Genomic DNA, 13417 nt, shown 5'->3' with positions numbered 1-13417 from the left:
TTTTTTTTTCCATAATTGAAAAGCACTTTTTTTTGAAAATAAAGTTTGGCACAATTCATGAATAGAGTTTTTTAATATAAATTATAAAACGATAACGAATGAAAAAAATTACCTTATTTTTAGTTTTCATCGGGATGATGACTCTACAAAGTTGTGAAGTGACAGAACTATATGATACCGTTGATAACGGTCCTCGAACTGAAGTGTATGAAGTTACAACTTCGTTCAACTCCAATAATAATTATAGCAGCTTGGTTGTATTTGATCCGCCAATTTATTCTTCGGATTCTGTTTTAGTATACCATTTGTATGATACGGTAAATGGAGCAGATATTTGGAAATTAATGCCTCAAACGTATTATCTGAATAATGGTGGTGAATTAGATTTTAATTTTGATTATTCCAGGTTTGATGTTAAAATTTTTCTTGCGGCTAATTTCAATCTGAATACTTTAGATTCCAGTTGGACACAAAATCAAACTTTTAGAATAGTAATTGTACCAGCAAATTTTGCCTCTACAATAAACAAAAATAATATGGATGCAGTTATGTCCTCATTGAAGGTTAGTAAAAGTGAAATTCAAAAAATAAATTTATAATTTCAGAGAAGTCAAAAAAAAAGGAAATCGAAAGATTTCCTTTTTTTATAGACCTTAAAATTAGGAGACAAACTCTTTGCTGTTTTTTCTAAGTGAAACTACAATTCCCACTATAAGAGCCACCGCTATAAAAGCCAGTGACATCCATTCCGGAATTTCATAATTGTATTTTTTTAGTATGTCATGGGTTAACATTTTCACACCAACAAAACTTAAAATAGCGATTAGACTGTATTCCAGATAACTAAATTTAGCTAACATATTAGCCAGAAAGAAATACATGGATCGCAATCCTAGAATGGCAAAAATATTAGAACTGAAAACTAAAAAGGGGTCATTAGTAATGGCTAAAATAGCAGGAACACTATCAATGGCAAAAACCACATCCATGACTTCAATAACCACAAGAGCTACAAATAGAGGGGTTGCGGCAGTAATGTGTCTTCTTTTGACAAAGAAATGCTCCTCATCCATATGATTAGATATGGGCATTATTTTTTTTAGGCTTTTATAGACGAATGATTTTTTAGGTTCAAATTTTTCATTTTCATTTCCAAACAACATTTTCATGGCAGTATAGATCAGGAAAGCACCAAAAATATACGTCATCCAAGAAAATTTATTGATTAGCATAACGCCAAAAAAGATCATTAGGCCTCTAAAGAATATTGCCCCTAATATTCCCCAAAATAAAACACGATGCTGGTATTGTGGCGGAATTTTAAAAGCAGAAAAAATTATGGCTATGACAAAGATGTTGTCAATGCTTAATGATAATTCAATTAAATATCCGGTAATGAACTTTATGGATGCTGTTGTGGGAGTTAATTGATCCGGATTTGCGATATAATTATTGTTGTAGAGCCAATAAATAACGCCGGAAAACAGGAATGATAAAGTAACCCATATTGCAGTCCACTTACCCGCTTCTTTTGAACTTATAATATGTGGCGTTTTGTTGAAAACACCTAAATCAAGAGCCAAGAAAATCATTACGGCTACTAAGAAAGAAATCCAGACAATCATATATCATATATTTAAAAAGTTGCACAAAGATACTTTTAGATTGTTTAACTTCAATAAATATTTAATCGAAAGTTTGCTGTTGTTTGTGATTGTCTATGTTTATTTTATTTTATGAAAATATCAGTAAAAATAAATAGGGGTGTTTAAATTGCTAAGTTGTTATTATAATTAATATTTTTTGTTAATTTAATAAATTTGACGTGGTTACCCATAAAAAACAGAGGTAATATTTTATAAAAGTAATTATTAAATTATATTTGCATCAAAATAATAGGGGGTTTAATTAATTAAAACAAAATTGTATGTCATCATTACGTTTTCAAGCTTTGAAAGAAGCATCAAACAGAGTTCCAGTAAAATTTGAAGAGACTGATAGAAAATCAACTATTTTTGGTTCAAATGTCTTTAATGACAAAGCAATGAAACAGTTTTTAACTTCAGATGCTTTTAAAGGAGTGCGCGATGCAGTTCAACATGGAACTAAAATAGACAGAAAATTAGCGGATTATATCGCAATGGGAATGAAAGAGTGGGCCTTGGCTAAAGGGGTGACTCATTATACACACTGGTTTCAGCCACTTACAGGAACAACCGCTGAAAAACATGATGCTTTCTTTGAAACTTCGTATGATGGCAGTGATCCAGTAGAGAAATTTGGTGGCGCTCAATTAGTACAACAAGAACCGGATGCATCTAGTTTTCCAAATGGTGGAATCAGAAATACATTTGAAGCTAGAGGGTATACAGCTTGGGATCCAACATCTCCAGCATTTATTTTTGGAACTACTTTGTGTATTCCAACGGTTTTTATTTCCTATACGGGGGAAGCTTTAGACTATAAAACACCTTTGTTGAGAGCTTTGACCGCTATGGATGACGCTGCTACCGAAGTATGTAAATATTTTGATAAAAATGTAAAAAAGGTAACTGCAACTTTAGGTTGGGAACAAGAATATTTCTTGATTGATAGATCTTTAGCAAATTCGCGTCCTGATCTCATGATGACCGGTAGGACTTTGTTAGGACATACATCGGCTAAGGGGCAACAATTAGATGACCATTATTTTGGGTCTATACCTACTCGTGCCTTAATGTATATGAGAGACTTGGAACAAGAATGCATGTTGTTAGGAATTCCTGTGAAAACACGTCATAATGAAGTAGCACCAAATCAATTTGAATTGGCTCCTATTTTTGAAGAAACAAATCTTGCTGTTGATCATAACTGCTTGTTGATGGATGTGATGCAAAAAGTAGGAGAACGCCATGATTTGAAAGTGTTGTTTCATGAAAAACCTTTCAAAGGAGTGAACGGTTCCGGAAAGCATAATAACTGGTCCTTGGCAACAGATACAGGAGTGAATTTATTGAGCCCTAGTAAAACTCCAATGAGTAATTTACAGTTTCTGACTTTCTTTATCAATACAATAAAAGCAGTAAATGATTACGAGTCTTTATTAAGAGGTGCAATTGCTACTGCAAGTAATGATCATAGACTAGGGGCAAATGAAGCACCACCAGCAATTATATCCGTATTTATTGGGGCGCAGTTGACTAAAGTTCTAGCAGAATTAGAAGGTGTAACTGCAGGGAAACTATCTCCAGAAGAAAAAACAGACTTAAAACTAAATGTAGTAGGGAAAATTCCAGATGTTCTTTTGGACAATACAGATAGAAATAGAACATCACCATTCGCTTTTACAGGAAATAAGTTTGAGTTCAGAGCAGTAGGATCATCAGCTAACTGTTCTAATTCAATGACGACTTTGAATACTATTGTAGCAAAACAATTAAAAGATTTCAAAATTGAAGTAGATGCGCTGATAGAATCTAAAGACATGAAAAAAGATGATGCTATTTTCAATGTTTTGAGAGAGTACATCAAAGTTTCTAAGAAAATCCTTTTTGAAGGTGACGGATACAGTGAAGCATGGGAAATTGAAGCGGGTAAAAGAGGGTTAAGTAACTTTAAAACAACTCCTGAAGCACTAAAAGCAAGAGCTTCTAAGCAAGCTTTAGATTTGTTTTCTGAAATGGGTATCATGAATCATATTGAAGTGGAGGCACGTTATGAAATAGAATTAGAGGAGTATACTAAGAAAATTCAAATTGAAGGTAGAGTTTTAGGTGATCTTTCTCAAAACCATGTTATTCCAACAGCCATTCGCTACCAAAACACTTTGATTGAAAATGTGAAGGGACTAAAAGAGATTTTTGGTGCTGATTTTGAAAAAATTGCAAAAGAACAAATCATTTTAATCAAAGAAATTTCCGGACATATTGAGGGGATCAATTCTAAAGTTCATGAAATGACCGAAGCTAGAAAGAAAGCCAATGCAATTACTGATGCACATGAAATGGCTCTAGCTTATTGTGATAAAGTAAAACCATTTTTTGAAGAAATTAGAAGCCATTGTGATAAACTGGAGCTGTTAGTGGATGATGAGATTTGGACACTAACAAAATACAGAGAATTGTTATTTACGAAGTAATCTACTTATTAACACATCGAGTGTCATTATAAGTCAAATAATATCTGGATTTACCGGTGCTCTAGGGTAGTATTATTTTTTGACGCATGCATGCTTGATTGGGAGTAATTTATTGCGCCATTGAAATTTAATAAAAATGTCTATCTGTTTCAGGTAGACATTTTTTTGATGTTTTGCACCTTGAAAGGCTAAATTGAAGGGTGTAAACAAATATTCTTAGTATGACAATTTTAGCAAGAAACACTTCTGATGACTCGATAGGCAAAACCCAAAAAAATAATTACCTTTGCCGCACAACTACCTGCATAAAAGCAGACTTCACAACTAGACTACATGAGTTCAGATACTTCAAAAAGATATGCGCTTCGCGGTGTTTCGGCATCCAAAGAAGATGTTCATAATGCGATAAAAAATATTGATAAAGGATTATATCCACAAGCTTTCTGTAAAATTGTCCCTGATTATTTAACTCAAGACGAAGAATATTGTCTGATCATGCATGCTGACGGAGCGGGAACTAAATCCTCTTTGGCCTACATGTATTGGAAAGAAACAGGCGATATTTCTGTTTGGAAAGGCATTGCCCAAGATGCTTTAATCATGAATATTGACGATTTATTGTGCGTGGGTGCAACGGATAATATTCTGCTTTCATCAACCATTGGAAGAAATAAAAATTTGATTACCGCTGAAGTAATTTCAGCAATTATTAACGGAACCGAAGAACTGATTAAAGAACTGGAATCTTTTGGGGTGACCATTCATTCAACAGGTGGAGAAACTGCTGATGTAGGCGATATTGTTCGAACTATAATTGTAGATTCAACAGTAACTGCTCGTATGAAACGCAGCAAAGTAATTGATAATGCTAATATTAAAGCCGGTGATGTAATTGTAGGATTGGCTTCTTTTGGCCAGGCTACCTACGAGAAAAACTATAATGGCGGAATGGGAAGCAACGGGTTAACATCGGCGCGTCATGATGTTTTCGGGAAATATTTGGCAACCAAATATCCGGAGAGTTTCGATGCTTTAGTTCCTGAAGAATTAATCTATTCTGGACAAGTAAAATTGACAGACGCCGTTGAAAATTCACCAATCGATGCCGGACAATTAGTGCTTTCGCCAACCAGAACGTATGCACCAATCATTAAGAAAATTTTAGACCAATATTCTTCCAATCAAATTCACGGAATGGTGCATTGCAGTGGAGGAGCCCAAACTAAAATTTTACACTTTGTAGAAAACCTACACATTATAAAAGACAATTTATTTCCAGTTCCGCCATTATTTCAGTTAATTCAAGAACAATCTAAAACGGATTGGAAAGAAATGTACCAAGTTTTCAATTGCGGTCACCGTATGGAAATTTATGTTCCGGAAGCTGTTGCACAAGACATTATTGCGATTTCAAAATCATTTAATGTTGATGCGCAAATCGTAGGTAGAGTAGAAGCTGCTACTTCAAAAAAACTGACTATTACCAGTGAATACGGAACTTTTGAATATTAAAAAGCTTCAATTGAAGTTCATTTTTCAATCTTTCAATTCTTTAATCTTTTAATTTTTTATCTATGTACGAATTGGTTTTTTGGAAATATCTGGAGGGGATTTATCTCAACCATCACGAAGTTTATGAAGCTGTTTCAGAAGAACAAGCTGAAATTGAAGGTCTTGAAGAACTTCCGGTACAAGTCATTTTGAACAGAATTGCTTCTGTATTCTCCAAATGGGAAAAAGTAGACGAGAACAGTTGGAAAAATAACTATGGTGCAGGTGCTTTTCATATCAGGATGACGCCCCAAAGTGTAAAAATTGATTGTTATGGCACTGAAGGAAAAACAATGGATACTTTAGTGAATATAATGGATGAATTCAAATGTTCGCTGTATGATCCCCAAGTTCCGGAGCGATATGATGAAATGAGTGAATAAAATTTTCACATCTATCGCGGCTATGAGAATCAGTGATGTAAGTAAGTCGAAAGTTTAAAAGTCGTAAAGTCAAAAGAATTAACTTTAAGTAAAACAGCTTTAAATCATATTGTTACATAATTTTATCCTGATTTTAAAATACGACATTATACCATGGTTATTACTTATAACCCAAATTAGTTTTAAATCAGCTTATTTACCGCTGGTGTATTCAGAAGAATTGGCGTTCCATAACCAATTTTCTTCAGCTTTTTTAACTGCGTTTCAGCATCACCTACCACTAAATAGATCATTTTATCAGCATTCAAATACTTTTCTGAAAGCTTTTTTATGGAGCCAATAGTAATTTTGTTTGGTATTAATAACCAAATCTTTGACCTATCCCTCCACATTGGTTTACTTGTAATGATTGTCTGTTTCTGTAAAAAAAAAATCAGAAAATTCTATTTTAGTTAATATGGATCATTACTTAGTTTTTTCCTTCAAGGTTAAATAGAGGAATGGTATAGGATCAGAATTAAATTTGGCTGACAAAATCTAAAAAAACTTTTTTGTGAAGTTCTAAATCCATGGTAGGAGAAAGTGCTACACGTACGATGTAATCTTTGTCACCCTCTTTAGTCGTCCCTTGAGTTGATGTTGCCGGAATAGTCCAGTAACATCCTTTTAACTGCCCATAACTCACACAAAACTTGCTTTCATTAGGTATTTCTCTAATCATTAAATTTATTAACCTAAGATTTAACTCTCTTTTATGAGCTTCTTTTTCTTCCGTTGTGTTCCCTTTACTGGGAAGGTCTAATGAAAACACAGAGGGGGTAAATCCTTGGTCTGCCAATGCTGACGAAACAAAATTAATTTTCGCCGCTGGTAAAGTTTTGTTTATGAAGTTTACAAATTCATGTGTATTATGATATGCATCCTTTATTCTTTGATTCATAGAAGGCAATTGTTTTGCCAAAATCTCCATTTGAAGATTGGTAGCCTCATTATCGCAAAGTTTTAGATGAAATTCTATTTTTTTCATCAACCCTTCCGTTTTTTTATTTCCCACACAATAGCCCGCAGTACATTGCCCGCCACTTGGAAATTTAGATCCGCTTACATATGAAATGGTCCTAATTGGTGATAATATATCCTCTTCACCTAAAAAGTGTACATTTGGACAAAAGGTTTGATCTAAAACAAAAATAGGATCTGTAGCAATTTTACCAGTTGCAGTTTTTCGCTGTTTACTCAAAGTAGCGCTTAATTTGAAAAGATCCGGAACTTCAACTCTGGGATTTGTTGGAATTTCAGCAATTATGATTGGAATAGCATCCTCGTCAGCAATTTTATCTAAAAGAAGCGCAATACTTTCAACCATATCTTTACCACCGTCAACCAGTAAATCCAGTATTTCAACAGAGTCAATGCAAGCAGCAACTCGTCTGGCTTGGTCGTTTGTACCACCGTAACAATTGGGGGGAACAATAATTTTGATCGCCTTTCCTTTATGGTTTTCCTTCGCATCATGAATTAATCCCATGACAACCGCATATTGAATTGATAGTCCACTGGAAGCAATTAGTGCTTTTGTCTTGCTTCCGGTAATGGTCGCAATCGAATCTAAAACCATTGCTTTGTTTGTCTCGATAGTATTCTCTTTTGGTTCTAAAGAAGATTGTGCTGTCAGAATTTTCAACATAGCAAGACAATTGGCTGGCGTCATTGCAATGGTCTCTCTTCTTCTGACATGCTGAATTTCGGGGATATAACTTTCGTTTTGGTCTCCATTTACAACTAAAATACTTCCAAAGTCAGAATGAACATTGATAAAAAAGTCAATGTTTTTGGTAAAATCAAAAGTGCTAATTTCATCTTGCTGCGTAATGAAAATGGTACTCCCGTCAAACTTGGAAATGGCTGTTTCTTTTTCAATCTTCTTTAAATCAAATGTATAGCCATAAATGTGCTGAAGTACTTCAACATCAAAAAATTCTGGTAATTCACCAGTGTAAATAATTTGAGTGTTTTTGCCAGCTAATAAATTTTTCCTTAGTACTGCCAAAATTGGAGTCGTCTTTGAGGAAAAACTAATTACATTTTCTGGTTTTAAATGATGTAAGTGGGCAATCACCCATTCTAATATACAAGATAATGGATGCCCTAATCGAATATAGTCATAAGCAGTGGGTAACTCTCCTAATGCCTTTGATTCAGAATTATTGCTATTAAATAAAATTTCAAACTGTTCTAAGAATTGAGTTTTCGCCAATTTTTCGTCATAAATATCTAGTCTGTGAGTTGTTAGATTCAACCAGCCAGTTGGCTTATTTTCTAACACGTCTTTAATATAACGTAATATTTTATTGTCTTTCATAATTTCCACCTTTAGATAAGATGGTAATATACAGTAATTAGATTTATTTAAAAGTGTTACAAGAGGTTTTATTATTACAGATCTGTTGTCAGTGTTGTGAAAGTGTCAGGAATAAATCCTCTAGGAGTGCTCTTTTTGGTTAGTCAGTAAATAAATATATGGCATAGAAACTTCAATCAGAATTCTTTAACAAAAATTATTTCGTCGGTCTTAAAAAAGATATTATTAAAAAAAAATAGTTTACCCGTAATTAAAAAATCCCTAAACGAATGCTCGGAGTGCTTACTCGCACCGGAGTGTTTATTATAGTACGATTTGGTCTTCTCTGATAGTTGTGTCTGTTGTCGTATTGGTAATAATAAAACTGGGCATTGCTATAAAAATAATCGCTATGGTGATCGTGATTGCAATGTTGGTGATGTTCTGCGTATGCCTCTTTTTTTCCTTGTATGTAGGCGCGATAAGCTTTTTTGTTGTTTTTCTTTAATTGTTTTTCGTATTTTTTTTGTTCTTTCCAAAAAGCTTTGTCTTCGCTGTTGTTTTGAGCAGTAAACTCCTGCTCATATTTTGCATCCTCTGCAGCGCGTTGTTGGTAATAAGTTACCGTAGCTTGTTTTGTGTTTTTTTTTGGTTCATCGGTACTATTGGCTTCTTGCGCATTTATATTTATGGCAAAACCAATAGTGATCAAAATGAGTAAGGCTTTAAATGTGTTCATAATTTTTATTTTAGTGATTATTGAGTGCTTCTTTATTGATAGCATTCTCAAGTAAGACAACTCTAAAGCAATTTACCCTACCAAGGGTTCATAATGTTTGTGACCCAACATACGTTGTATTTCTAATGCCGAAAAACTCTTTTGTGACAGCATCACGAGTTCAATACAGAGCATCCAATATTGGAAAAGGCAAATTAGTATTCTCCATAACGGTGCCTGAACGAAGACTGACACGACTACCGCATTTTTTGCATTGAAATTTTAAATCTGCCTTACGAAAGTAATGTTCGGTGTGTTGACACTTTTTACATACAATTACCATTTCAAGTAGTTTAGCTTTGAATCCCTTATTACGTGTGGCTTAATCAGGGTATTTCTCTAAAAATTCAGGTAGGTTCATAGCTCGTATTTAATAGGTTGATGACTCAAAAACAAGCTATTTTTAGCATTGGTACAAGTGACGGATAGTCATATTAAATTAATACCATTCAGCAGGGCTAATACAAATTAGGTTCTCTACAAACCAAATTAGGGTTACAAAAACTAAATAAGCGATCAGGGCGATCGGTGCTTATTTTGAAAACTAACCCTATAGCTTGTATAATTACTAAGCTGGTTTTGTATAAACAATAAAAAACAGTAGTTTAGCTAATAATTTTTTATTTATAAAATCCGTAATCTGCAAACCTAATAAATATGTCACAAGAAACTACTTCTGGAAGCCTAAAAAAAGGAAAAGTTGTGAATGTCATTCCGTTAAAAACAGCCCAAAGATGGGCAAAACGATGGTCTAAACGAGAAGGGGATTATAACAAACACCATCATTTAAATGCTTTTTTGATCCCTAAAATTGATTTAGTAGAAGTCCTCAAAGAAGGGGTCGATGCAGTGAGAGCATACATAGGAGTTGATGATGATGGAGTAGAAAAATTAATGATTGTGGGAACAAAATATGATCCCCTAACTCAAATTTATGTTGATATGATCACTCAAGACAATGGTGACGCTGGTGCAACGGAAGATGATATTTATGATTTTACGTCTCCTTGTCCATCTACTTGTGATCCTGAAACTCTAATGCTGCAATAGATGTTAAATGTATTTATATATGTAGGTCTCTTGGTTTTATTTTTGAATTTTGTTTTATTTATCCGGTGCTTTTCTCTTCAGGATAAAGTATTTAAGATTTTTACAGGATATTTAGGGTTGGTTTTAGTTATCCAAATAATTTCGAATGTCTTGGCAAGAGTTAATATTAATAACCTTTATTTGTCTCATTTTTATTTTGTGGGTCAGTTTATAATACTCAGTTTTTTTTACAAAGTTTTATTAAAAGAGACGTATCAAAAAAAGATTGTTACAGTGGGTTTGTATGCTGGTTTAGCAGTCATTGGAATTCAATACGTACTAGATCCGAGTTTGTTTTTTAAATTCAATTTATTCGAAATATTCATTACCTCTTTTTTAATAGTTAGCTACGCAACCCTACATCTTTACAACATATTAAATGAGAAAAAAGAGTATTATTATATCAATATGGGTATTTTACTCTATTTATTTGGAAGCACCATTTTATTTATAGTAGGAAATTTGACAAATATATTGAGACTGGAATACACAAAAATACCTTGGGTATTGAACTCAGGACTCTATATAGTCTACCAATTATTCATTTTACTAGAGTGGAAAAAAAGTTTTTCCAAAAAGTAATTAAATAAATATTTATGAAGGCAGAATTAATAAATGAAAGTGATATAATCGAAATAATTATTTATTCCTGTGTTGCTTTTCTTTTGATGGGATTCGTCTTAATCTTGTTTTTCTATTTTTCGAGAAAAAAAATTATCCAGAAAGAATTAGAAAAAAAAGATCTGGAAATCCAGTATCAAAAAGAGCTATTGAGTGCCGTAATTATTACGCAAGAAGAAGAGCGCAAGCGTATTGCCCAAGATTTACATGACGACATCAGTTCTCAGCTTAATATTGTGTCTTTGAACAGTCATTTGTTAAATACTCCAAATTTGACCAAAGATGAGGTAGGAACAATTACCGAGAATATCATCAATCTGACTGCCAAAGCGCTGGATAGTTCCAGGAAAATCGCACACGGTTTGTTACCTCCGGTTTTAGATAAATTTGGACTAGATGCAGGAGTGGGAGAATTATGCATGGAATGCAATAGTTCTCAAGTTGTCACGGTAAATTATGAAAATACAACCTTCTTTGATATTAAAGATAATATGAAGCATTTACACGTATTTAGAATCTTGCAAGAGTTGATCAATAATTCCATTCGGCACGGTAAGGCAACTGTCATATCTATTCTTTTTGAGGACAATTACGGACTCAAAAAATGCTCTTATTCTGATAATGGAATTGGTTTTGATATGAAAAATAAAGACAAGCAAAAAGGTCTTGGGATGAAAAATATTAATAGTAGAGTCGCTTTTTTAAACAGCACTATTGTCATTAATTCAGCTGTAAATAAAGGGATTACGGTCACTTTTAATTTTTAAATAATGAATGATGTTATTCAAATAATTTTAGTAGATGATGAAATTCTTTTTAGAAAAGGAATCTCTTTTTTGCTGGAACGGGAAACAAATATTGAGATTGTTTTTGAAGCCTCCAATGGGGATGAATTGATTTCCTACCTTCGCAGTACTAAAAATCATCCCGATATTATTATCATGGATCTGAAAATGCCAATTTTAAATGGAGTCGAAGCCACTAAGATCATCCATAAAGAATTCCCTGAAATAAAAATTATAGCGCTAACCAGCTATGATTCTAAATCTTTTGTGGCGAATATGATTGATGTTGGTGCTGTTTCCTATGTGATAAAAAATGCGACACCACAAGAATTGCTTACAACCGTAAATGAAGTGGCTTTAAAAGGATTTTACTATACGGAATATGTCATGAAAATTATTCAAACCAATATTTTGAACACTAGAAAAACGAAAAGTAACTTTGATAGTGGATTTTTGAGTGTACGTGAATTGGAAGTACTCAAACTTATTTGCTATCAAAAAAGCACCTTAGAAATTGCAGAGCAACTTTTTATAAGTCCAAGAACGGTGGAAGGACATCGAAATAACTTGTTGCTTAAAACAGAATCCAGGAATATTGCAGGATTGGTTGTGTATGCGGTTCAAAATGAAATTATGCCGTTTGAAGATTAATCAGAACCCATTTGTACTAAAAGCAATGCTGGATGCACTTTTTTTTGCAAAAAAAGAGAAGATTTTTTTAAAATTTTAAACAACTTAAATTCAGGTTTTAAGATAAGGGATTCCTTTAACAAATGCCAATGGACTAAGAAATAGGGTGCTTTTTTTCGATTCTGTTATACGGCTTGAACTTTAACGAATATCCTTTGAAATCTTTTTTAAAAATAGTTTTCAGCATTTTTTTTATGGATTGTATTCCGCCAAAATCCCGTAAATAGGTAAACAGAAATTGCGATACGATCATTTTTTTTGATTCATGGTCAAATTCAGTTTCAAATTTGATAAAATCAGTGGTGACAGTAGCAAGCTGTGATTCAATTTCATCACAATTAAAATAATCAAACGGATCAGGATTTAAATTTGTAGTTCTTAACGCAAAGTGAATTCGGTAGTCTAGTTTACTGACGGCTAAGGTTTTTATAAAACCAGAATAAAATGGATTGGTTACATATCCTAATCCTATTTTGAATTTATTTTTTCTTAAAATACCATGTTCAATATCATTTAACGAGAATATGGAACGTGCAATCTTTATCCTTTTAAGACGATACATAGTGTCGTCTTGTTTTGTTTCGTTTAGAATAATGAGATAAAAAGCATTATAGATATTAATCCAAAAAGTTTTTTTTAAAGCATCAGTGTCCAGACTCTTTTCGATTTTTGTATGTCTGATATAATAAAGTTGTCTTCTGAGGGAAGTCGTATCTTTTCCTAATTTTGCAGTTGATAGGATTTCTTCTGATAACGCGGCATAATAATTTTTTGAAACAATTGGTTGTGGTGTTTTTTGGTCTCGATTTAGCATTACAGAAGAAAATAATTAAAACATAAAGTGTAAAAAACAACAATAAGTCCTACTAACAAAGAAAATCCAATTTTTTTAAAAATAGTTTTAAAATTAAAATGGTTATTGTTTTCCTTTGAATTTAGTACTAAATTTTTCATTTAATGTAGATTAGGTTATAGTTACAAATTTATAGATACTAATTCGTCTGGCTTTAGGTGTTTTTACGTGGTTTTATTTAAATTAGATTGGTGCATTCATTTTAAAGT

Annotated in this window: 13 protein-coding genes and 1 pseudogene; 8 read left to right on the top strand and 6 right to left on the bottom strand. The window is 33.0% G+C overall.

The features are described from left to right. Positions 1-98 precede the first annotated feature (98 nt). Complete coding sequence (locus EKL96_RS08770) at positions 99-599, top strand: hypothetical protein (RefSeq protein WP_126460976.1); 501 nt, start codon at positions 99-101, stop codon at positions 597-599. Between the two features lie 60 nt (positions 600-659). Here the strand turns inward: EKL96_RS08770 and EKL96_RS08765 are convergent, their stop codons facing one another. Then, complete coding sequence (locus EKL96_RS08765; RefSeq protein ID WP_126460973.1) at positions 660-1625, bottom strand: TerC family protein; 966 nt, start codon at positions 1623-1625, stop codon at positions 660-662. 302 nt (positions 1626-1927) lie between these two features. Between EKL96_RS08765 and EKL96_RS08760 the strand changes: the two genes are divergently transcribed. The 3 genes from EKL96_RS08760 (at position 1928) to EKL96_RS08750 (ending at position 6051) form a co-directional block, all read left to right on the top strand. Next, the gene (locus tag EKL96_RS08760; RefSeq protein ID WP_126460970.1) at positions 1928-4117 is read left to right on the top strand and encodes a glutamine synthetase III; all 2190 of its coding nucleotides are present in this window, start codon (positions 1928-1930) and stop codon (positions 4115-4117) included. Between the two features lie 333 nt (positions 4118-4450). After that, entirely contained in the window at positions 4451-5629 is a 1179-nt protein-coding gene (locus tag EKL96_RS08755) for an AIR synthase related protein (RefSeq protein WP_126460967.1), read from the top strand. A 62-nt stretch (positions 5630-5691) separates the two neighbouring features. Further along, on the top strand, positions 5692-6051 hold the full coding sequence (locus tag EKL96_RS08750) for a hypothetical protein (protein WP_126460964.1): 360 nt from the start codon (positions 5692-5694) through the stop codon (positions 6049-6051). A 182-nt stretch (positions 6052-6233) separates the two neighbouring features. Here EKL96_RS08750 and EKL96_RS08745 read toward each other — a convergent pair whose 3' ends face one another. From EKL96_RS08745 to EKL96_RS08730, 4 genes and pseudogenes are all read right to left on the bottom strand, one after another. Beyond that, on the bottom strand, positions 6234-6443 hold the full coding sequence (locus EKL96_RS08745; RefSeq protein ID WP_126460961.1) for a hypothetical protein: 210 nt from the start codon (positions 6441-6443) through the stop codon (positions 6234-6236). A 125-nt stretch (positions 6444-6568) separates the two neighbouring features. Continuing rightward, positions 6569-8413, bottom strand: coding sequence for a PLP-dependent transferase (locus tag EKL96_RS08740; RefSeq protein ID WP_126460958.1), 1845 nt, complete (start codon positions 8411-8413; stop codon positions 6569-6571). A gap of 250 nt (positions 8414-8663) precedes the next feature. Continuing rightward, positions 8664-9131, bottom strand: coding sequence for a hypothetical protein (locus EKL96_RS08735; RefSeq protein WP_126460955.1), 468 nt, complete (start codon positions 9129-9131; stop codon positions 8664-8666). Between the two features lie 81 nt (positions 9132-9212). Beyond that, positions 9213-9540 (bottom strand): annotated as a pseudogene (locus EKL96_RS08730) (IS1595 family transposase); the annotation flags it as partial. Positions 9541-9827: 287 nt separating this feature from the next. Here EKL96_RS08730 and EKL96_RS08725 point away from each other — a divergent pair. Genes EKL96_RS08725 through EKL96_RS08710 form a run of 4 tightly spaced genes read left to right on the top strand, consistent with a single transcriptional unit; the run spans position 9828 to position 12316 of the window. Further along, on the top strand, positions 9828-10220 hold the full coding sequence (locus tag EKL96_RS08725) for a hypothetical protein (RefSeq protein WP_126460951.1): 393 nt from the start codon (positions 9828-9830) through the stop codon (positions 10218-10220). Next, on the top strand, positions 10221-10841 hold the full coding sequence (locus EKL96_RS08720; protein WP_126460948.1) for a hypothetical protein: 621 nt from the start codon (positions 10221-10223) through the stop codon (positions 10839-10841). It begins immediately after the preceding gene. A gap of 14 nt (positions 10842-10855) precedes the next feature. Further along, positions 10856-11647, top strand: a complete 792-nt coding sequence (locus tag EKL96_RS08715; RefSeq protein WP_126460945.1) for a sensor histidine kinase — start codon at positions 10856-10858, stop codon at positions 11645-11647. A 3-nt stretch (positions 11648-11650) separates the two neighbouring features. After that, positions 11651-12316: a response regulator transcription factor gene (locus tag EKL96_RS08710; RefSeq protein ID WP_126460942.1), complete on the top strand. Its 666-nt coding sequence runs from the start codon at positions 11651-11653 to the stop codon at positions 12314-12316. A gap of 133 nt (positions 12317-12449) precedes the next feature. On the opposite strand, the gene EKL96_RS08705 is transcribed toward EKL96_RS08710, so the two are convergent. After that, positions 12450-13169: a DUF547 domain-containing protein gene (locus EKL96_RS08705; RefSeq protein WP_126460939.1), complete on the bottom strand. Its 720-nt coding sequence runs from the start codon at positions 13167-13169 to the stop codon at positions 12450-12452. Between the last annotated feature and the right edge of the window lie 248 nt (positions 13170-13417).

The organism is Flavobacterium sp. LS1R10, assembly GCF_003968825.1.
Classification (GTDB): domain Bacteria; phylum Bacteroidota; class Bacteroidia; order Flavobacteriales; family Flavobacteriaceae; genus Flavobacterium.
The sequence above is the reverse complement of the archived record's forward strand: the minus strand, read 5'-3'. Positions and strand labels throughout refer to the sequence as shown.